Origin of the sequence: Cellulomonas aerilata, assembly GCF_007991755.1 — a bacterium.
GTDB lineage: Bacteria > Actinomycetota > Actinomycetes > Actinomycetales > Cellulomonadaceae > Pengzhenrongella > Pengzhenrongella aerilata.
The window spans coordinates 149,169-169,282 of record NZ_BJYY01000016.1 but is presented as its reverse complement, the minus strand read 5'-3'; the positions used below and the strand labels follow the sequence as shown (position 1 = coordinate 169,282).

Below are 20,114 nucleotides of genomic sequence, written 5' to 3'. Positions count from 1 at the left end.
TAGAGTCGCCGCGACGCGTGCCCACGGCTCGCGTCCAGGCCGCAGTACTGAGAGAAGGTTCCCCATGCCCGCCCCCCGCAGACTCGTCATCGTGGAGTCGCCCGCCAAGGCGCGCACGATCGCCGGCTACCTCGGCGACGGCTACGAGGTCGAGGCGAGCGTCGGCCACATCCGCGACCTCCCTCAGCCGTCCGAGCTGCCCGCGGAGATGAAGAAGGGCCCGTTCGGCAAGTTCGCCGTCGACGTGGACCACGGGTTCGAGCCGTACTACGTGGTGGACGCCGACAAGAAGAAGAAGGTCGCCGAGCTCAAGCGCCTGCTCAAGGACTCCGACGAGCTCTACCTCGCCACCGACGAGGACCGCGAGGGCGAGGCCATCGCCTGGCACCTGCTGCAGGAGCTCAAGCCCAAGGTCCCGGTCAAGCGCATGGTGTTCCACGAGATCACCCGCGAGGCCATCACCCGGGCCCTGGAGAACACCCGCGAGCTGGACGGCGCCCTCGTCGACGCCCAGGAGACCCGCCGCATCCTCGACCGTCTCTACGGCTACGAGGTGTCCCCGGTGCTGTGGCGCAAGGTCCGCCAGGGCCTGTCCGCCGGCCGCGTGCAGTCGGTCGCGACCCGGCTCGTCGTCGAGCGCGAGCGGGAGCGGATGGCCTTCCGTGCGGCGGACTACTGGGACGTGCGCGGCGAGTTCGCCGTGACCGACCCGCAGTCGACGGACCCGGCCGACGCCGCCGGGTTCTCCGCGCGCCTGGCGACCGTGGACGGCGCCCGCGTCGCCAGCGGCCGCGACTTCGACGACCGGGGCCGGCTCACCACCCGCGACGCGGTGCACCTGGACGAGGAGGCGGCCCGCGGCCTGGTGGCCGCGCTGGCGCAGTCCGAGTTCGCCGTGCGCAGCCTCGACACCAAGCCGTACACGCGCCGTCCGGCGGCGCCGTTCACCACCTCCACCCTGCAGCAGGAGGCGTCCCGCAAGCTGCGGATGGGCTCGCGGCAGACCATGCGCACCGCGCAGGGGCTGTACGAGAACGGCTACATCACCTACATGCGGACCGACTCCCCGTCGCTCAGCTCGCAGGCGACCGACGCCGCGCGCCGGCAGGCCGCCGAGCTGTACGGGGCCGAGTACGTGCCGAACGCGCCGCGCGTGTACGCCACCAAGAACAAGGGGGCCCAGGAGGCGCACGAGGCCATCCGGCCGGCCGGCGACTCCTTCCGCACGCCGGCGCAGGTGGCCCGCGAGCTCTCGGGCGACCAGTTCCGGCTCTACGAGCTGATCTGGAAGCGGACCGTCGCGTCCCAGATGGCCGACGCGCGCGGGTCGACGGCGTCGGTCCGGCTCGGTGCGCGCAGCAGCGACGGGCGCGACGCCGTCTTCGCTGCGTCCGGCACCGTCATCACCTTCCGCGGGTTCATGGCCGCCTACGAGGAGGGCCGGGACACCGACCGCTACGCCGACGACGCCCCCGAGCCCGCCGAGGAGGGCGCCGCCGCGACGGGGAGGAAGGGCGCCCCGGCGGAGACCCGGCTGCCGCAGATGGCGCAGGGCGACGCGCTGACCGCGCGGGACCTGGAGTCGGACGGGCACCGCACCAGCCCGCCGCCGCGGTTCACGGAGGCGTCCCTGATCAAGGCGCTCGAGGAGCGCGGCATCGGCCGGCCCTCGACCTACGCGGCCACGATCTCGGTGATCCAGGACCGCGGCTACGTGATCAGCCGCGGGCAGGCCCTGGTGCCGAGCTGGCTCGCGTTCGCGGTGACCCGGCTGCTGGAGGAGAACTTCGAGCGGCTCGTGGACTACGACTTCACCGCCGCCATGGAGGAGGACCTCGACCGGATCGCCGCCGGCGAAGAGGACCGCCGCGAGTGGCTGGGGCGCTTCTACTTCGGCTCCGAGCCGTCCGGGGCGCTGGCCGGCGCGGGCGACCCGAGCGGCGACACCGGTGGTCTTCGCCAGCTGGTCGAGGGGCTCGGGGAGATCGACGCCCGCGAGGTGAACTCCATCGCCATCGGCGACGGGCTGACCCTGCGGGTGGGCCGCTACGGCCCGTACATCGAGGACTCCGCCACTCTGGACGACAACGGGGACCCCAAGCGCGCGTCCGTGCCGGACGAGCTGGCCCCGGACGAGCTCACCGTCGACAAGGCCCGGGAGCTGCTGGAGACCCAGGCGGAGGGTGACCGGGTCCTCGGCGAGGACCCCACCACCGGCACCACGATCGTGGCGAAGAGCGGTCGCTACGGGCCGTACGTGACCGAGCTCCTGCCCGAGCCGGAGCTGGACCCGGGCCTGTCGGCCGCCGCGAGGAAGCGCGCCCTGGCCGCGGCACCCAAGCCGCGGACGGCGTCGCTGCTCAAGACCATGCAGGTCGAGACGGTCGGGCTCGATGACGCACTGCGGCTGCTGTCGCTGCCGCGCGTGGTCGGCGTCGACCCCGAGTCGGGGGCGGAGATCACCGCCCAGAACGGCCGCTACGGCCCGTACCTCAAGCGCGGCACGGACTCGCGGACCCTGCCCACCGAGGAGGCGATGTTCGACATCACCCTCGAGGAGGCGCTCGCGATCTACGCCCAGCCGAAGCGTGGTCGCGGGGCGACGGCGGCCCCGCCGCTGCGCGAGCTCGGCGAGGACCCGGTGTCCAAGAAGCCGGTGGTGGTCAAGGAGGGCCGGTTCGGCGCGTACGTGACGGACGGGGAGACCAACGCGACCCTCCGCAAGGAGGACGCCGTGGAGTCGGTGACCCTCGACCGCGCCGCGGAGCTGCTCGCCGAGAAGCGGGCGCGCGGCCCGGTGAAGAAGCGTGCGGCCCCGGCACGCAAGGCTCCGGCCAAGCGCGCACCGGCGAAGAAGGCCGCCGCGCCGAAGTGACCGGGCACGTCGGCCGGCACGTCGGCGGGCACGCCGGCAGGCGGGTGGACGGGCAGGTCGGCGGGCCCGGCGGCGCGTACGGCGGCGCGCGGACGGCGTGACGAGGGTCGGGGACTAGGTTGTCGCCATGACCCATGTCGAGGACCCCCGCAGCGCTCCGCCGATCCGCTGGGGCATCCTCGGCGCCGGCGGGATCGCCGGCTCGTTCGCGGACGCCGTGAACGGCCACACCCGCGCGCAGCTCGTCGCGGTCGGCTCGCGCAACCGGGACCGCTCCTCCCGCTTCGCCACGGCGCACGGGGTCCCCACCACCCACCTGGGGTACCGCGACCTGGTCGGGAACCCGCAGGTCGACGCCGTCTACGTCGCCACCCCGCACTCCGAGCACCGCGAGCACGCCCTGCTGGCCATCGCCGCGGGCAAGCACGTGCTGGTGGAGAAGGCGTTCACACGCAACACCGGCGAGGCGGAGGAGGTCTTCGAGGCGGCGCGCGCGGCCGGCGTCTTCGTCATGGAGGCGATGTGGACCCGCTTCCTGCCGCACGTCGCCGCGCTCCACCAGGTCATCGACGCCGGGGAGATCGGCGAGATCGTCGCGATCACCGCCGACCACGGCCACCGGTTCCGCCACGACCCCAGCAGCCGGCTGTTCGACCCGGCGCTGGCCGGCGGGGCGCTGCTGGACCTGGGCGTCTACCCGATCTCTTTCGCGCACGACTTCCTCGGCGTGCCGGACGCCGTGCACGCCGTCGGGCAGATGACCGACACGGGCGTGGACGGGCAGGTCAGCGTGGTGCTGTCCTACGGGGCGCAGGTCCAGGCGACGCTGTCCACGACGCTGTGGTCGAGCACGCCGACCCGCGCCCACATCTCGGGCACCGAGGGGAACATCCAGGTCGAGGGCAACTTCTACGCCCCGACGTCGTTCACCGTGACCCGCGACGACGGCGCCCGCTGGTCGTTCGAGCGCCCCGGCCGCCAGGGGCTGCAGTTCGAGGCGGCCGAGGTGGCCCGCCGGGTCGACGCCGGCGAGACGCAGAGCCCGCGGATGACGTGGGACGGGACGCTGGACGTCATGCGGACCATGGACGAGGTCCGGCGCCAGATCGGGCTCGCCTACCCGGGCGAGTGACCGGCTGCCCGGCCGCCCGCGCCGAGCGGGGGGCCGGGCCGCGCCCCGCGGGCCTGTCGTCCCCGCGGGCTACCCTGGCGCACGTGACGACCCCTCCCCACGCCGGCTACTTCGTGTCGTTCGAGGGCGGCGACGGGGCGGGCAAGACCACCCAGCTCCGGCTGCTCGGCGCATGGCTGGGCGAGTCGCTCGGCCGCGAGGTGGTGCTGACCCGCGAGCCGGGCGGCACCGCGCTGGGCCGGACCCTGCGCGAGGCGGTGCTGCACGGTGAGGACGTCGACCCGCGCACCGAGGCGCTGCTGTACGCCGCCGACCGGGCGCACCACGTGCACTCCCTCGTCCGGCCGGCGCTCGAGCGCGGGGCCGTGGTGCTGACCGACCGGTACCTGGACTCCTCCGTCGCCTACCAGGGCAACGGCCGGGACCTGGGCGAGGCGGAGGTCGAGCAGCTCTCGCTGTGGGCGGTCGGCGGTCTCCTGCCGCACCTGACGGTGCTGCTCGACCTGGACCCGGCGGACGGGCTGGGGCGCCTGCGCGGCGACCCCGACCGGCTGGAGCGCGCCGGCGACGAGTTCCACCGCCGCACCCGCCGGTCCTTCCTCGCCCGGGCGGCCGCCGACCGGACCGGGCGCTGGCTCGTGCTGGACGCGGGACGTCCCGTGGACGAGGTGCAGGCCGCCGTGCGCGCTCGCGTCGCCGCCGCGCTGGGCGTCCGGGACGAGGTCACGTCCCGATGAGCGTGTGGGACGACGTCGTCGGGCAGGAGGCCGCGGTCGCGGTGCTGCGCACCGCGGTCCAGGACCCGTCGGCGATGACCCACGCCTGGCTGCTGACCGGGCCGCCCGGCTCGGGACGGTCCAACGCCGCGCGCGCGTTCGCGGCGGCGCTGCAGTGCGAGCGCGGCGGCTGCGGTCGCTGCCAGGCGTGCACGACGGCGCTCGCGGGCACCCACGCCGACGTCACGGTCGTCGCCACCGAGCTCGTCGGCATCAAGATCGACGAGACCCGCTCGCTGGTCTCGCTCGCCCAGCGCAGCCCGTCCGAGGGGCGGTGGCGCGTCATCATCGTCGAGGACGCCGACCGGATGGCCGAGCGGACGTCGAACGTGCTGCTCAAGGCGATCGAGGAGCCGCCCCCGCGCACGGTCTGGCTGCTGTGCGCCCCCAGTCCGCAGGACGTCGTGCTGACGCTGCGCTCCCGGTCACGCTCGGTCGCCCTGCGGGTGCCGCCGGTCGACGCGGTCGCCCAGCTGCTCGTCACCCGTGACGGGGTGGACCCGCGGGTCGCCGCGGTGGCCGCCCGGGCGTCGCAGAGCCACATCGGGATCGCCCGGCGGCTCGCCCGCGACCCCGAGGCACGCGCCCGGCGCGCGAAGGTGCTGGCCATCCCCGGCGCGATCCGCGGCGTCGGCGACGCCGTGCTGGCGGCCGGCGACCTCGTCGAGGTCGCGCAGGAGGAGGCCAGGGCCGCGACCGAGCACCGCGACGCGCAGGAGAAGGCGGCGCTCCTGCACGCGCTGGGCGCGCAGGGCGCGACGACCCTGCCGCCGAGCCTGCGCGCGCAGGTCACCCAGCTCGAGAAGGACCAGAAGAGCCGGGCCACCCGGGCGCAGCGCGACGTCCTGGACCGGTCGATGGTCGACCTGCTGTCCCTGTACCGCGACGTGCTCGTCGTCCAGCTGGGGGCCGGGGTGGAGCTGGTCAACACCGAGCTGGTGGACGACGTCACGGCTCTCGCGGCGCGCAGCACGCCCGAGCAGACGCTGCGGCGCATGGACGCGATCGGCGAGGCGCGGACGCGGCTGGCCGGGAACGTCGCGCCGCTGCTCGCGGTGGAGGCGATGGCGATCGCCCTGCGACCGCAGGGCTGAGCAGCAGGGCGTCGTCCCGGTCGCCGGACGGGCGCGGTGCGTCGGCCGGAGGACCGGGGTGGGCGGCGGCGACCCGTGTCGCAGGCGCCGGTTACCGTGGACGCGTGCCGTCCCGCTCCCGCCGTGCCCTCCCGACCGTCCCCGCACCGACCCCGCCGACCGTTCCCGCCGCGCCCTCCGCGCCCGTGCCGGCGTCGTCGTCCCGGGGATCGCGGTCGCTGCGGCGCCTCACGGCGCTCGTCGGTGCCGCCGCGGTCCTGCTGGCGGGCTGCGCGACCCCGGAGAAGCACCAGGCCCCCGTGCCGGCCGCGTCGTCGTCGGCGGAGCCCGGGGTGGGCGGCGCACCCACGGACGCCCTGGCGCCGTTCTACGAGCAGACGCTGCAGTGGACGGCCTGCGGCGACCTCCAGTGCACGACGGCGCGCGTGCCGATCGACTACGCGGACCCGGCCGCCGGCAGCATCGACCTCGCGCTCAACCGGCTGCCCGCGTCGTCGGGCGAGGCGGTCGGGTCCCTGCTCGTCAACCCGGGCGGACCGGGCGCCTCCGGGGTGGAGTTCGTGTCGGCCGGCGGGAGCGAGCGGGTGTCCGAGCGGGTGCGCGACCGCTACGACCTCGTCGGCTTCGACCCCCGCGGGGTGCAGTCGTCAGCACCGGTGACGTGCCTGGACGACGCGGCGAAGGACGAGCTGCTCTCCCGGGACTTCGACTTCAGCACCGACGCGGGGATCGAGGAGGCGCGGGCGGCGTACCGGGCCCTGGGTGAGGCGTGCGCCGAGAACACCGGCTCCCTGCTGGGCCACGTGGACACCGTCAGCGCGGCCCGCGACCTCGACGTGCTGCGCGCCGCGCTCGGGGACGAGTCGCTGACGTACCTGGGGTACTCCTACGGCACGTCCCTCGGCGCCAACTACGCCGAGCTGTTCCCCGACCGGGTGGGACGGCTCGTGCTGGACGGCGCACTCGACCCGCGCCTCGACGCCGCCGAGGTCGGACGTCAGCAGGCGGTCGGCTTCGAGAACGCGCTGCGCGCGTACGTCGAGGACTGCCAGGGCGGGGAGAGCTGCCCGCTCACCGGGTCCGTGGACGAGGGGATGGCCCAGGTCGCCGAGCTCCTGGACCGGGCACGGCGCAACCCGCTGGAGACCGAGTCCGGCCGTCCGCTCACGGCGACGCTCGCGTTCTACGGCATCGCGTTCACCCTGTACGACGACGCCAACTGGGGCGTCCTCACCGACGCGCTCACCCAGGCGCTGCGCGGGGACGACGGGACCTTCCTGCTCTACATCGCCGACCTCTACAACGAGCGGAACGAGGACGGCTCGTTCGCGTCCAACAAGACCGAGGCCTTCACGGCGGTCAACTGCCTGGACGGCGCGCCGTCGTCCGACCCCGCCCAGATGAGCGCCGAGGCTGCGCAGGTCCGCGAGGTGGCGCCGACGGTCGCGAGCTTCTTCTCCTACGGCGGGGTGGTCTGCCAGGACTGGCCGTACCCGGCCAGCGGGTCGGCCGGGCCGCTGACCGCGCCAGGCGCCGCCCCCATCGTCGTGATCGGCACCACCAACGACCCCGCGACGCCGTACGTGTGGGCGCAGGGGCTCGCGGAGCAGCTGGAGTCCGGCGTGCTCGTGACCTGGGAGGGCGAGGGGCACACCGCCTACGGTCGCTCGAACGACTGCGTCGCCGACGCGGTCGACGGCTACCTGCTCGAGGGGACCGTCCCCGAGGACGGGCTCACCTGCTGACCCACGTGCCCGGGCGGGCGTCACACCGGTCCGCGTGACGTCGTCCGGGTCCGTCCCGCCTCGCTTTGGTGCCCGGCGCGGTGGCGGCTACAGTGGACCCCGCTCACCCGGCACCCCCCGGTACCGGTGTGTGTCGCCGCCTTAGCTCAGTCGGTAGAGCGTCTCACTCGTAATGAGAAGGTCATCAGTTCGATTCTGATAGGCGGCTCCACAGCCAAAGCCCGTCTCGCCTGCGACAACGCAGGACCCGAGGCGGGCTTCGCTCTTGCTCACGACGCCCCGGTCTCTCGACGTGTTCCCCATGTGTGCCCCAGACCGTTCAGACGGTCCAATCCGGCCCGGTCAGCGGTAGTCCCGAGGTGGTGCAGGTAGATGTTCGTCGTCGCGATCGACGCGTGTCCCAGCCACGTCTGGACGGTCACCGCATCGACGCCACGCGCCAGCCAAAGGCACGCCGCCGTGTGGCGCAGATCGTGGATGCGACGGCCGCCGGAGACCTCCGTCCACTGCACCGTTCGCTTCACCGCGGAGGCGTGGAGGCGATGCCCCGACGAGGTGACGAACAGCAGATCGTCGAGCCGACGGTCCGCCGCCAGGGCCCGGACGATCGGCAGCACGCGATCGCTGACGGGCACCGACCGGCGCCGGCCCGACTTCGTCGTCTTGACGTCGACGCCCTCCGGCGCGGCACGCGAGACCAGCAGCAGCGGGAGCGGCACCTCGACAAAGTCACGCACCCGCACCTCGCGCAGCTCCGACCACCGCAGGCCCGTCCAGCCGGCGACGAGGAGCACGTCGGCCAGGCGCGCGTCCTGCCCGGCTGCCATCGCGTGGAAGGCCTCCAGCTCCGCCTCCGAGAACGGGCGCATCTCGCTGCGGATCACCCGCGTCTTTGGCATCGGTGCCGTCTTCACCGGGTTCGTCGCCACGATCCGCTCGAGCACCGCCCAGGCGAAGAAGGCCGACAGCGACGCCCGAAAGCGCCGGACCGAGGACTCCGCCAGCCCCGAGCGGTTGAGCGCCACCAGGGCTCGTGACACCTCCCGATCCGTCACCGAGCCGATCTGCACCGCCGACAGGAACTTCGGCAGGAGCCGGGGGAGTGCCGCGTCGGCGGTGAAGGTCTTCGCGGACACCGTGTGCTCGCGCTGCTCCAACCACTCCTGCACGACGACGCGGACGAGCCGCCGCCCCGCGCGAGGATCGATGCCACCCGCCATCGCAGCCCGCTCCCGGGTCAGCCACGCCATGGCGTCCCGTCGCGTGTCGAACGTCCGGCTCCCGACGTACTCGCGGCCCGACTTCAACCGTGCGTGCCACCGACCACTCGGCAGCTTGTGCACGCTCACGCCGAGACCAGCTCCAGCCACGCGACGACGTCGACCTCGCGGTACCGCGGCGTCGCCTCGCCCAGCCAGAACACCCGAGGCCCCACACCCGCCGCCCGCCACCGGCACAGCGTTGACGGCGCCACCTTGAGCGCCCGAGCGACCTCGGCCGTCGTCAGCATCTCCGGCATGCCCGCCAACGGTTCACCCTCGAACCGCTTCCTTCTTGCCATCGCCTTCCCCTTCCCTCATCACCGGTTGGATGTGCTCTTCCCTTCGGCCCTCCATCGCGCGTACTCACGCGCACGAGCGGCTGCCGCGTCGGCCAGCGCCTTGTCGCCGGCGTTGGTCCACCCGGACCCCTGAAAGCTCCACGAGCCGATGACGAGCGTCGTCTCGTCGTCGGCCAGGAGCCGGGCCTCCAGGTCGCGGGTATCCAGCGCGACGCCGTTGCGTGCCGCATTGGCGGTGACCTGGCGGTAGCGGTGCCGGGCACGACGCAGCCGGCCGAGCGTCACCGAGTAGCGGCGGGACTTGGTCGAGAAGTGACCCCGGAAGCCGAGCATGTGCGCCCACTTGCCCAGCAGCGCGTACGGCGAGGGCCGGCCCTGCTCGCTCGCGTCATCGGCGGCTTCGTGGTCGCCCGCAGGGTCGCTGGACGCCGCCCGCTGCGCGAAGGCCCGACAGGTGTGCGCCAGGCGCGTCAGGTGCGGCCGGGGAGACGCCGGGTCGGTGCCGGTCGACTTCGTGGCGTACTTCGCCAGGTAGCCGGCCACCTGCTCGGCACGCAGGGAGTCGTCGTCATCGTCGTCCGCCGGCAGGCCGGTGCGCACGGTTCGCGCGTCGAGCTGCGCCCCGAAGGCGAGCCTGCGCGACACGTCCGCACCGTCGACCGGTGGAGCTACGAAGGACACCGACCCGGCTGCCTCGCGGATGAGGTCCGCCAGAGTGCCGCCGTCGAGCGGAGCCCGCGATCCTGCCCCGCCCGGGCCGTCGAGCCGCACAAGGGCGTGGAAGTGGACCAGCCCTCGCGCCTGGAACTCCGCGACCTTGGCGAACTGCACCGAGGCCCGTCCCTTCAGGCGTGACTCGCTCACGCCGAGCCGGGAGGCGAGGGATCGTCGCAGGGTGATGGTGAAGCGGCGCCACAGCTCCGGAGCCCACCACTGCCACACGACCGCCGATGCCCAGTCGTAGCAGTCGACGCACAGCGGCCCGCCCACGGCGGGGTCGTCGTCGGTGTGGACCGTCATGCAGCCGACGGGGCGCCCGTGCTCGCACCGGTTCGCCGTGTCACGGGGACGGCACCGCCCACCCGTCGGATGCCCGCCCGTGGCCCGGACGCCGTGCACGTACCCGAATGACGGCGCGGTCAGCGTCGCGAATACGAGAGGGTTCGACGCCACCTCCTGCGGCACGGTCTTTCCGCCCAGCAGACCCGCTCGAACCATCGCGAAGGTGTCGCGGGCGTACACCCGCGAGCAGGCCGCACACACGTCCGCCCGCCGGTTGCCACACGGGCGGTAGACCACGCCCAGCGGAGCGCCGTCCGACGAGAACGACCCGACGATCTCGCCGGTTCGTCCGTCGACCGTGTGCGACGACCCGACCAACCGAACGGGCTTGGAGCAGTACCCGACCGACGCCGCCACGTCCGCGAACAGCGCCGCCGAGCCGTCCGCGATCCGCTGCACGATGGCCCCGACGGCCGTAGCCGACAGGTGGCCGAGGTCGAGCCCTTCGTCCTCGGTGTACCCGGGGAACGTGCGCAGACCCGGGGGCTCGCTCACGACGCCTGCTCCTGCTCGGCGCGGGGTGCACGCGGCGCCCTCGGTTTGCGAGGGGCACGGGGCTTGCGAGCCGGTGTCGGGCCGGGGACCGCGGCGATGCCGTTGGTGTCCTCGACCGTGGACACCGACTCGGTCGTCGGCGTGGGTTCGGTCACCGGGCGCGTGTCGGCGTCCTTCGCCGGGGCCGGCAGGTCGCCGAGGTCCGGGGCCGGGTGCAGCCGGGCCACCGCGCGGACGGCATCGTCGGTCCAGTAGTGGGCGCGGACCCGGTCGACCGAGCCGTCGTCGTCGACCACGTACGCCGTGCCCGGCTGCGCACGGGCGATGGTGTGAGCCGGCGCTACCGACGCCATACCGTCGCCGAGAACCATCCGGGACTCGTCCCCCGACAGCAGCCGCAGTGCGACCCGCTGGGTGAACAGGTTCCGCATGCCCACCGTCTCCTTGCGGGGGTCCTGCACGAACGCCGCCACCACGACCCCGAGCGCCCGACCCTGGGTCAGGATCTTGGACAGCAGCCGCGAGGCCTCGGTCCGCGTCTCGCTGTCCGCGTACGCCGTCAGCGCCGCGAGCTCGTCGATCACCAGGACGTGCACCGGGTCGCCCGGCCTCGGTTCGAAGTTCCGGGACACGCCGTACATCGCCTGCTGGCGCTCCTCGACGACCCTCAACAGCCGCCGCAGCAGCGACACCGCCTGCGTCTCGCGGGTGCACACGGCCGAGAACAAGCCGGCCCCGACGCCGACCTCAAGCCCACCCTTGAGATCCACCGCCCACAGGCGCACCAACCGAGCGGAGACGGCCGGTGCGAGGCCAGCGCACACGCCCCACAGCACCGAGCCCTTGCCGGACCCCGACGCGCCGACGACCAGGGTGTGTCGACCGAGCAGCGGCAGCCACCACGTGGACCCGTCCTGCCGGCGCCCGATCGGCACGGCGTCGACCACAACGTCGCGCGGCATCGGCGCTTGCGTGACGTCCCGGAGAAGGTCGCCCATCACGAGGTCGATGTCGAGCACACCCGGACCTACCGGACCTGCGGACCATGCCTCTGCCCCGGCCGCCGTACCGAGCCTCGCGACCGCCGCCTGCAGGTCATCCACTGTTTGCCCGGCGCGCGCCCGCACTCGCAGAGTTAGAGTCGTGCGGGACGCTCGTGTGCGGACCAGCCGGGGAACGACGACCCCGCCGTCGCGGCTCGATGTCGCCAGACCGCACGATGCCGTCAGAGACGGCCACGCCTTCCTCGCCCACCGCCGCCATCCACGACGGCGCAGGGGCCCAGCGACGACGTCCTCAAAGGACTCCGGGTCGACGGCCGCCCACGTCCCGAGCATCAGGGCCACAGCCGGCCACCCGAGGAAGAGTGCTGTGGACACCCGTGTCGCTCCGACGAGGTCGGCCACCAGCCCGAGCATCAGCGTCGCCACCAGGAGTCGCCAGTGGCGATGCGACCACCGGGCGCCCGACCGAATCACGCAGCTGCCTTGTCTGCCTCGCCCGGCGCGACCAGCCGCTCGGCACGGAAGGACCACGCGATACGCGGCCGAGTGCCGCCGTCGTCGATGTACGGCAGAGCCGTCAGCCCCACGAACTCCACCGGAGTCCACGGAAAGCCCGACTTGTTGGCCGGCGGGACCGGCTGATGCGCGGCCGCGAACTTCACCGTCACGCCGATGTCCTTCTTGCCGGCGTCGTCGTCCGCGTCGATCACGACGCACTGCCACAGCGGCAGCGCCGTCTCCTTGTCCCGCTGCTGCGGGCGCGTGCCGTCCGGGCGCTTCTCCGCCTGGAAGTCCGCCACCGGCTCGACCCCACCCCGCAGGAACGCACCCTTCGGGAACGCCACCGAGTGTTCGATCTGGAACCGCTGCTTGATCGCCATGAGTCTGCTCCTCCACTCGTCTAGAGCACTGTGCTCGAGAAAGATGGAACCACTCATCTAGAGGAGCCGCAAGCACTCAGAGTGCTACTCGGCAGGGAAGCGGTACTCCAGGACGTACGCCGGGGCGGCCTTGACGGTATCCGTCGTCTCGACCGGCACCCCATCGTCACGGAACGCGATCCGCCGCACAGTGAGCACCGGCGTGCCGTCCGGGAGCCGCAGTCGTCGACGCTCCTCAGGTGTCGGCATCCGCGCGGCGACCTCCTCGGAGAACTCCGCGAGGTGGTGGCCGCTCTCTTCGAGGCGTGCGTAGACGCCACCCGGCCCCGTGTGCCGTTCTTCGATCGGCGTTCCCTTCGCTAGCTCTGCCGGGACGAAGGTCTCTGCGAGCTCGACCGGCTCGCCATCGAGCAGGTAGCGGCGACGTCGAGCCAAGACCTTCCCCCGCGGCCCGAGCCGCAGCGCCTCACGCACGTGGGGCGGCGCCGTCTCGTACCCGACCTCGAGCTCGTCGACGTTGGGAGCACCAACACCCTGCGCCTCCGCGATGAACGCCGCCTGACCCGCCTCCCGGTGGCGCCGCGCGAACCGGTCGGACGCGACCCGCCGCACCACGGGACGAGCGCGGACGAACACGCCGCGGCCGTGCTCCGCGACCAACAGGCCCTCGGCCTTCAGTAGGGCCAGCGCCTGCCTCACGGTCATCCGCGCCACGCGGTACGACTCCATGAGTTGCGTCTCGGACGGCACCTTGTCGCCGGGTGCCAGTTCGCCGGCGACGATCCGCGCGCGCAGCGAGTCCGCGATCTGCTTGAACAGCGGCCGGTCAGAATCCTTATCGAGCGCTACGTCTCGACCGCCCACCACCTGCAGGTGGGGAGCGCGCTCCCTCTCGGCGGCCATGTCGGTACTCCTCCAGACGTCTGTACTTCCTAGACTGTCACATCGAGGAGGTGGGACCCATGGAGACACCGCGGCACTCCGTCAGCGCGGCGGCAATCGTGCTCGACGCTCCCGCGACGCGCGTGCTGCTGATCCAACGACGCGACAACGGACTATGGGAACCACCCGGAGGCATCGTCGAACTCGACGAGACCATCGAGGCGGCCGTGCATCGTGAAGTCGAGGAAGAGACAGGCGCCCAGGTCGAGGTGGGGCCCCTCACTGGGGTCTACAAGAACATGCCCCGCGGAATCGTCGCCCTGGTGTTCCGCTGCCGGCTCTTATCAGACCCGCTCCCGCAGACGAATGAAGCGATAGCAGTCGAATGGCAAGACATACAGGACGTGCCCACGCTTATGCTTCCCGCGTACGCCGCCCGAGTCCTCGACGCTCTCGACGGCGAGGTCCACGTGCGAGCTCACGACGGAACGAACGTACGGTCTGGGGCGCTCGACTCGCGCCGCTGAGATTGCCCGCTGCCCACGTGGGAGAGCCGACCGCGTCGCGGCATGAGCGTGCGTCACCCGTTCGAGGGGCACCGAACGCCTCCGCGCCTCGTCAGTGGACACTGAGGGGCGATGCTGGACGCATCGGTCGGATCCGACAGGAAGGCGGCATGTCGTTGGAGCGCAAGCAAGCCATTTTCTTCGGGGTGGCAACGGTCGAGTCCGAAAGGACATCCCGTGTCACAGCACCCACCGTCCCCTGACGAAACCACCGGATACTCGCGTCGGTGGTGGGTCCTATGGGTAGCACTCCCAGTTGTGTGCCTCGCCCTTCTCGGGCTCTGGTTCTGGGACTACTGGACCACTGACCCGAGCGACCGATCTCCCCGTTTCGGACCAGGCAAGATCCTCGTCATCTTCCCGGCGGCGGTCATCTTCTGGACGTTAGGGCTCGTCATGGAAACCGGAAAGCGTGACCAAGCACGGCGCAGGAAGCGCCGTCTGACCCACGGAAACTAACCCGTTTTCGTACGGGCGCCGCACACCCAGTTCGTGCTGATTGCAGGGGTCAGCGGGGTACGCCTACGTCCAGTTCTCAGGCATGGACACACGCAAGGGCGTCCGCCTCGAATCACTGCCGGGTGGAGGCGGTGCGCCGCCCGACGTTCGGCAGACGGAGGGCCGCTCGCGACCTACCGGACATCATCAGGACCGTGAGCTCTGTGGCTAGCCGGCGGCTGGCGCTCAGGTCGCCCGCGTCGCGGCATGACCGAATGGTGGCGAGCGGCTCGGGCGGGCATCAGACGACGCGCGTGTCCTTGTGATGGAGGGGACGGGCCCCTCGCAACGGCTCCGGCGTGCCCTCGGGCCAGAGGAGTTGGTCGACGGGAATTTCGTGCCAGCGCACCCTCGTCGGCTCCCCGAGAGATTCGCGCCGGCGCGCGAAAACGACGCGCCGCGCGGACTGGCGCGTGGTTGCGAAGCCGAGGGCTGACTCACCCGGGACAAGCAGCAGCGGTGAGGCGGCATCCGTAACGAACCACACCGTCGCCCCCACTTGGTTATCCAGCCGAGAAGCCCGGCAGTGGGCCAGAAGCCGCCAAGCCTCGGCGGTGTCCAGCACGCCAATAGCTTCCGGTTGCAGCGAGATCGCCGTAGCGCTGTTACTGAAGCCCGGTAGGCCACATGCGCTGCGAGCCATGGCACCAGCCGTGGCGGGTGTGGTCCCCACACCCAACAGGCGGCGTGCGACGCCTTCCGGGTGGGAGGCGTCGTGCCAGACCGCGATGAGCGTCCGCCGCCGCCCCATGCCAGTATCCATCCCGGTCACGATTGCCCCCATGACGGGGGCCGCAACGTAGAGGGCCGGTCGGGCCGGCGTAGAGGCGACACCGGCGATTACCGCTAGAGCAGCCGCAATCGCGAACACCAGGCGCAGCTTCTTGTGATGCGGATGCGCCGGCCCCTGGACTTGTCGCGTCATCCGCGGGACCACAGGTAGTCGGCCAGTAGCCACTGCGCGCTTGCAGCGCCCCCGATCCACAGGGCGACTTCGTACCGCACCCTGCGCCGGAGTGCAGGCGTGAACTCGTGTGGTGTCGCGGCCTGGACATTGCGTAGCCGGCGTATGGCGCCGGCTGCCCGGACGTTTCCACGTAGCTCCTCGATGAGCGACCCCTGTATTGCCGCGACCTCTATCTGTACATCATCCGCGCTCGGGCCTGTCTTCTGGCGAACTTGTAGGTCCAGTGCGCCCCGGTTGATTGCCCCTTGCACGGCCCACGGGTTTCCCTTCCAAACATGCCAGAATCCCGTGAGTGTCAGTTCGGTCTCCTTCACCATGATGCCCATCGACCACACTGAGATCCATGCTCCGAGCAAGCCACCAAAGATCGGTGCCGTCTCCAGCAGATTCTTGTGGTCCGCCCATCCATGGGTCACCGCCTGAACTGCCAGCATCCCGTTGAGGCCTAGCGTGAAGGTCCAACCGAACGCCCGGAGGCCTGGGGACACCTTCGCGACGGAGACGGACCGGCGCGACCCCGACACCTTGTCTCCCTCCGGATGAGCGCGTCTCGAATTTGAGACGCAAGACGCCATAGCCCGCCGCCGTCGACCGACCGGGGGCTATCCATGCGTCAACCTATCGGCATGGCGCCCGCGGGAATGAGCACTGCAGGGCGTCGCGCCGGGGCGCCCCCTCAGACCGCACGGCGAGCGAGCCCATGCCCCGGGCATCGCACGGACATCGGCAGGTCCGCGAGCTGCGTCAGATCGTGCGCGCCGGGCCCGGGCCGACCGCGTCGCGGCATGAGCGCGAGCCGGTCAGCCGCCACGACGGCCCCACCCCTGGCGCCGATGCCTCTCGCGTCCTGGTCCGTCGGTGCGTCATGGGACGCAGTCTTGACCGAGTCCGCACAGCAGCTCCGCACCGTCGATGCGGTCCGGTGATGAGCGACATGTAGAAGGTTTCCGCCAAGGTGGGCAGGCCGATCTGAGAAGCAGCGCGGCACGCCGTGCGTCCCGGGTCGAGCATCTTCATCAACGCTGTACCCGCCACCGAGGGCGCTGCAACCGGCAGGCTGCTGCGGCAACGAAAAGGCAGAAACAGCCATGCGGCTTTCGAAAAAGAGGCTTTGCTGGGCTCCATCGAGGCGCGCACCTGGCGCCTGGCGCCCATCGAACACGTCTGGTTTCCAGACGGCAATGCACGACATAGAATTGGCACCGGCGCCATGGCCACCAAGGGCATCCTACAAGCTCGGTACCTTACCCGGACCGCGTGAACCATCAGCGGCATGCATGCGCCACGGTTGTTCCACCACAGCGCACTTCAGCGCGAGCCGTTGACCCCGCGTCGATGCCCCCGAAACTACCGAAACCACGGGGAGCCTTCAGCCGTTGCCGACACAGAGGGCCACACTTGCTTGTGGGCAGTAACCACACCGCTAGGTGAAACACGCCCGGAAGGTCTAGTCTATGACTGTGTTAGAGCCGAACGCTCAACTAATACGAGGGGGCATTGCGGTGTCAGAGCCGAACAAATCATCCTTGACCAGCATTATCCACTCGATGACCGAGGTGGCAATCCCTGAAGGTGCCGACACGACGGTGGTGAGTCTTTCTTGGAAGCCCGACGGCTCACGCCTTGCTGTGCTGCAAAACAAGACACTATCGCTAATTGATTGGCCTAGTAGATCCGTCATCCGAAGCGTTCGAGGAACAGGGGTGGACTGCTCCTGGCACCCGGGTGGCGACGTCATTGCTACTACAAGCCACGAGCGCCTTGTTTTCTTTTCGGAAGAGGGCGAAACCTCGGAGCAGGAACTGACAGATACAAGCGGATCGAGCCGAATCGCCTGGTCTCCAGATGGGGAGTATATAGCGGTACGGGGAGACGGACTAACAGTTTACAGATACATGCCCGACTCCCGGACAATCGGCGACCCCAGGGTGCTGAAGTGTGCGCCTGCTACCGGTTCGGCACCTATTTGGAGTCCCGACAGCGACCATTTGCTGCTCAATGAGCAGAATTCGATCAGTGACTGGGATGTGAGGAGGGACTTCCACAAACGAACGCGCTCAACTCCGAGTATGTGGCCAGTTGTTGCTATTGGACGCGACGGCAGTTGGCTCGCTGGTGCCACGTCGAACGACATTAGTATTCTAGATGCCGATCTCAAGCTGAGATTCACCCTCCAGGGCCATACCGGGTTGGTGATAGCTCTCTGGTTCTCTCCGCACGATGATCTACTGCTGTCGGCAAGCTGGGATGGCACTTATCGCTTGTGGTCTACAAGCACCTGGGAAACGGTTTGGGTCGGCGGCATAATGGGGTCTAAGAAAAGGGCGGGCGATAAGCCGTACCGTGAGAACTGGGTCGGAGCGGCCTTCCATCCTACTGATCCCTACCTCGCTTTGGCGCTGGACTCCGCGCCCGGTGCCATAACCGTCGGCGAGTACGAACTCGACCGTGTCGATGCTGGGCCAATCGCGGAACGGTATACGACTGCCAAGGTGGTCCTACTGGGCGATAGCGGCGTCGGTAAGACAGGGCTTGGTTACCGGATGGCACGTGGAGAGTTCAAGGAGCATTCTTCGACTCACGGTCAACAGTTCTGGATAATTGAGTCCCTAGGTCGAACGAGAGCCGACGGAACAAAGTGCGACGCAGTACTGTGGGATTTGGCGGGGCAACCAGATTATCGCCTGGTGCACATGCTATTCCTAGAGGATGCCACGGCTGCGCTGATAGTCGTAGATGCTACGCGCAGAATTGAGTCGATGAAGGCGATCTCGTATTGGATGAAGGCGTTGTCCCACAGCTCCGGAGTGGTGTCCGTATTGCTCGTGGCCGCCCGTGTTGACGTGGGACGTCCGATCTTAACGGCCGCGGAAGTCGAGGACTACGGCCGCGAGCAGGGAGTGAACGGGCGCTATCTACAGACCAGTGCGTTCACCGGAGAAGGCGTCGAATCGTTGCTCGAGACGCTCGACGGCGCGATTGACTGGGATGCCTTGGATGCGGTAGTGACGACGAAAACCTTGAAGCTCATACGGGATGCCGTGCTGATGAGCAAGGAAGAGGGAAGCGAAGGTGAGTCCCCGCTGCTCACGTTTGAGCAACTTAGAAATACCAGTCTTAAAGACCTTGAAGTTACGGATGCGGAGTTGCGCAGTGCGGTCCGGAACCTTGAGCGATCCGGGCTCATTGCCGTGGTGCAGGCAACATCAGGGGTTGAGGCCGTCGTACTCAAGCCAGAACTCCTCAACAATCTGGCCGCATCAATAATCTTAACTGCGCGTCGGAACGAGAGGGGCCTCGGGGCCGTCGAAGAGGACCTTTTGCGCGAGAACCATTGGTCATTCTCCGAGTTGCAGGATATGAGCCGAGATGAGCAATTCTTGATGGTCGACGCGGCTATCGCCCGGTTTCTGCACTTGAATGTATGTTTCCGTACGACTATTGGTGCAACGTCCCTACTTGTATTCCCTGATCTGATCAACGAACGCGCAGATCGCTTTGCCCCGTCGCTCGAACTCGAAGAATCGCTCACTATGGTTGTTGACGGAAAGACTGAGCATGTCTGGGCGGCTCTCGTTGTGCTTCTCGGATACACCAACGTGCTGCGCCGAGTCGATCAGTGGCAGGACCGCGCGGTGTATGGCATGGACCACGCCGTCTTGGCTCTGACCCGTTATCAGAGACCTGATGGAAGTTTGTGGCTCACGCTGCATAATGCCCCGGGCGCGCCGCTCAGCGCAAAGGCTGTATTCCGAGGATTGGTTGAGCAATTTCTGGCGCGGCAGCGTGTGAGCGTACGGATCTATCCAATCGTGGCGTGTGGCCAGTGCGGATATCGTTTGGACGCGGCGCAAGTCGTCACGTTCGTGGACAGTGGCGCAGGCGTGACTTTCTGTCCGAGAGACGGATTCCGGATACCTCTGCCTACGACCGCTGCCGACCTGGGTATGGGCGATTCGTACACGCATACCGCGACGGAGCAAGCTGGCGTCGCTACTGGCCGCACGGCACTAAATGTCGCATTGAGCGGCTTGAGGACACATCTTGGCGAGTTGGGCCGCAGCACTGAGAAGAAGAGCTGCTTCATAAGTTACGCCTGGGGGGTTCCAGCTCACGAGGAGTGGGTCAGGTCCACGCTGGTTCGGGATTTGAGGGAGGCTGACATCGAGGTGACCTTGGACATCTCTGATAGCACTCCCGGTGCTAGCCTCGCTCGCTACATTAGCCGCATCTCGGAGGCGGACCACGTCGTTGTTGTGGGAACGAGGCTCTACAGGACAAAGTACGAGAACACGGTGGCAGACCGAGGAACGGCTGTGGCGGCCGAGGTCGATCTGATTCACCTTCGGATGTTGGGTACGGAGGCGGAAAAGAGAACCGTTATCCCGGTATTGCTCGAGGGGTCATCTTCGGATGCTTTCCCTCCTCTTATGAGGGGACGGGTGTCGATTGACTTCACTGGTGGCCAATATTTCCTGCATGTGTTTCAACTGATCGTCTCGCTTTGGGGTTTGCCTGCAGACTCGGAGGCGGTCAGGCGACTCAGTGAGGGCCTTGTTCAATTCTCATAGGACCA

Annotated in this window: 16 protein-coding genes and 1 tRNA gene; 9 read left to right on the top strand and 8 right to left on the bottom strand. The window is 69.6% G+C overall.

The genetic code is table 11. The features are described 5' to 3' along the window. The first annotated feature begins 64 nt into the window (after window positions 1–64). The 6 genes from topA to CAE01nite_RS13445 all read left to right on the top strand — a co-directional run bounded on the left by topA (window position 65) and on the right by CAE01nite_RS13445 (window position 7,833). A complete protein-coding gene (topA, locus tag CAE01nite_RS13470; protein ID WP_146905481.1) occupies window positions 65–2,875 on the top strand; it encodes a type I DNA topoisomerase in 2,811 nt (936 codons plus the stop codon). 127 nt (window positions 2,876–3,002) lie between these two features. Next, window positions 3,003–4,007 (top strand): Gfo/Idh/MocA family protein, encoded by a 1,005-nt coding sequence (locus CAE01nite_RS13465; RefSeq protein ID WP_146905478.1) that lies wholly within the window; start codon window positions 3,003–3,005, stop codon window positions 4,005–4,007. 83 nt (window positions 4,008–4,090) lie between these two features. Continuing rightward, window positions 4,091–4,744, top strand: a complete 654-nt coding sequence (gene tmk / locus CAE01nite_RS13460; protein ID WP_146905475.1) for a dTMP kinase — start codon at window positions 4,091–4,093, stop codon at window positions 4,742–4,744. Then, complete coding sequence (locus tag CAE01nite_RS13455; protein WP_146905472.1) at window positions 4,741–5,877, top strand: DNA polymerase III subunit delta'; 1,137 nt, start codon at window positions 4,741–4,743, stop codon at window positions 5,875–5,877. The genes tmk and CAE01nite_RS13455 overlap by 4 nt, the downstream gene beginning before the upstream one ends. Window positions 5,878–5,981: 104 nt before the next feature. Beyond that, window positions 5,982–7,622, top strand: a complete 1,641-nt coding sequence (locus CAE01nite_RS13450; protein ID WP_246131200.1) for an alpha/beta hydrolase — start codon at window positions 5,982–5,984, stop codon at window positions 7,620–7,622. Window positions 7,623–7,757: 135 nt separating this feature from the next. Then, a tRNA-Thr gene (locus CAE01nite_RS13445) sits at window positions 7,758–7,833 on the top strand. Between the two features lie 58 nt (window positions 7,834–7,891). Here the strand turns inward: CAE01nite_RS13445 and CAE01nite_RS13440 are convergent. From CAE01nite_RS13440 to CAE01nite_RS13415, 6 genes are all read right to left on the bottom strand, one after another. Then, complete coding sequence (locus CAE01nite_RS13440; protein WP_503826108.1) at window positions 7,892–8,965, bottom strand: tyrosine-type recombinase/integrase; 1,074 nt, start codon at window positions 8,963–8,965, stop codon at window positions 7,892–7,894. A 2-nt stretch (window positions 8,966–8,967) separates the two neighbouring features. Continuing rightward, window positions 8,968–9,183 (bottom strand): helix-turn-helix transcriptional regulator, encoded by a 216-nt coding sequence (locus CAE01nite_RS13435; protein WP_222595927.1) that lies wholly within the window; start codon window positions 9,181–9,183, stop codon window positions 8,968–8,970. 18 nt (window positions 9,184–9,201) lie between these two features. Next, on the bottom strand, window positions 9,202–10,740 hold the full coding sequence (locus CAE01nite_RS13430) for a replication initiator (RefSeq protein WP_146905469.1): 1,539 nt from the start codon (window positions 10,738–10,740) through the stop codon (window positions 9,202–9,204). Then, window positions 10,737–11,702 carry an FtsK/SpoIIIE domain-containing protein gene (locus tag CAE01nite_RS13425; protein WP_222595926.1) on the bottom strand — a complete coding sequence of 322 codons (966 nt, stop codon included), beginning with the start codon at window positions 11,700–11,702 and terminating at the stop codon, window positions 10,737–10,739. The genes CAE01nite_RS13430 and CAE01nite_RS13425 overlap by 4 nt, the downstream gene beginning before the upstream one ends. A 512-nt stretch (window positions 11,703–12,214) precedes the next feature. Then, window positions 12,215–12,625 (bottom strand): plasmid replication, integration and excision activator, encoded by a 411-nt coding sequence (locus CAE01nite_RS13420; RefSeq protein ID WP_146905466.1) that lies wholly within the window; start codon window positions 12,623–12,625, stop codon window positions 12,215–12,217. 84 nt (window positions 12,626–12,709) lie between these two features. After that, entirely contained in the window at window positions 12,710–13,528 is an 819-nt protein-coding gene (locus CAE01nite_RS13415) for a GntR family transcriptional regulator (RefSeq protein ID WP_146905463.1), read from the bottom strand. A gap of 59 nt (window positions 13,529–13,587) precedes the next feature. On the opposite strand from CAE01nite_RS13415, the gene CAE01nite_RS13410 reads away from it, so the two are divergent. Further along, a complete protein-coding gene (locus CAE01nite_RS13410) occupies window positions 13,588–14,034 on the top strand; it encodes an NUDIX hydrolase (RefSeq protein WP_146905459.1) in 447 nt (148 codons plus the stop codon). 778 nt (window positions 14,035–14,812) lie between these two features. On the opposite strand, the gene CAE01nite_RS13405 is transcribed toward CAE01nite_RS13410, so the two are convergent. Next, a complete protein-coding gene (locus tag CAE01nite_RS13405; protein ID WP_146905456.1) occupies window positions 14,813–15,496 on the bottom strand; it encodes a hypothetical protein in 684 nt (227 codons plus the stop codon). Further along, complete coding sequence (locus tag CAE01nite_RS13400) at window positions 15,493–15,972, bottom strand: hypothetical protein (RefSeq protein WP_146905453.1); 480 nt, start codon at window positions 15,970–15,972, stop codon at window positions 15,493–15,495. The genes CAE01nite_RS13405 and CAE01nite_RS13400 overlap by 4 nt, the downstream gene beginning before the upstream one ends. Window positions 15,973–16,529: 557 nt before the next feature. On the opposite strand from CAE01nite_RS13400, the gene CAE01nite_RS13395 reads away from it, so the two are divergent. Both CAE01nite_RS13395 and CAE01nite_RS13390 read left to right on the top strand, forming a co-directional pair. Further along, on the top strand, window positions 16,530–16,799 hold the full coding sequence (locus CAE01nite_RS13395) for a hypothetical protein (RefSeq protein WP_146905450.1): 270 nt from the start codon (window positions 16,530–16,532) through the stop codon (window positions 16,797–16,799). Between the two features lie 286 nt (window positions 16,800–17,085). Further along, window positions 17,086–20,109: a TIR domain-containing protein gene (locus tag CAE01nite_RS13390; protein WP_186816586.1), complete on the top strand. Its 3,024-nt coding sequence runs from the start codon at window positions 17,086–17,088 to the stop codon at window positions 20,107–20,109. Window positions 20,110–20,114: the final 5 nt, after the last annotated feature.

Bases quoted from the DNA above. Each gene is read 5' to 3' on its own strand.
- topA (WP_146905481.1), top strand. From the start codon at position 65: ATGCCCGCCCCCCGCAGACTCGTCATCGTGGAGTCGCCCGCCAAGGCG.
- CAE01nite_RS13415 (WP_146905463.1), bottom strand. From the start codon at position 13,528: ATGGCCGCCGAGAGGGAGCGCGCTCCCCACCTGCAGGTGGTGGGCGGT.
- CAE01nite_RS13435 (WP_222595927.1), bottom strand. From the start codon at position 9,183: ATGGCAAGAAGGAAGCGGTTCGAGGGTGAACCGTTGGCGGGCATGCCG.
- CAE01nite_RS13420 (WP_146905466.1), bottom strand. From the start codon at position 12,625: ATGGCGATCAAGCAGCGGTTCCAGATCGAACACTCGGTGGCGTTCCCG.
- CAE01nite_RS13410 (WP_146905459.1), top strand. From the start codon at position 13,588: ATGGAGACACCGCGGCACTCCGTCAGCGCGGCGGCAATCGTGCTCGAC.
- CAE01nite_RS13390 (WP_186816586.1), top strand. From the start codon at position 17,086: ATGACCGAGGTGGCAATCCCTGAAGGTGCCGACACGACGGTGGTGAGT.
- CAE01nite_RS13400 (WP_146905453.1), bottom strand. From the start codon at position 15,972: ATGCTGGCAGTTCAGGCGGTGACCCATGGATGGGCGGACCACAAGAAT.
- CAE01nite_RS13405 (WP_146905456.1), bottom strand. From the start codon at position 15,496: ATGACGCGACAAGTCCAGGGGCCGGCGCATCCGCATCACAAGAAGCTG.
- CAE01nite_RS13465 (WP_146905478.1), top strand. From the start codon at position 3,003: ATGACCCATGTCGAGGACCCCCGCAGCGCTCCGCCGATCCGCTGGGGC.
- CAE01nite_RS13425 (WP_222595926.1), bottom strand. From the start codon at position 11,702: ATGCCGCGCGACGTTGTGGTCGACGCCGTGCCGATCGGGCGCCGGCAG.
- CAE01nite_RS13455 (WP_146905472.1), top strand. From the start codon at position 4,741: ATGAGCGTGTGGGACGACGTCGTCGGGCAGGAGGCCGCGGTCGCGGTG.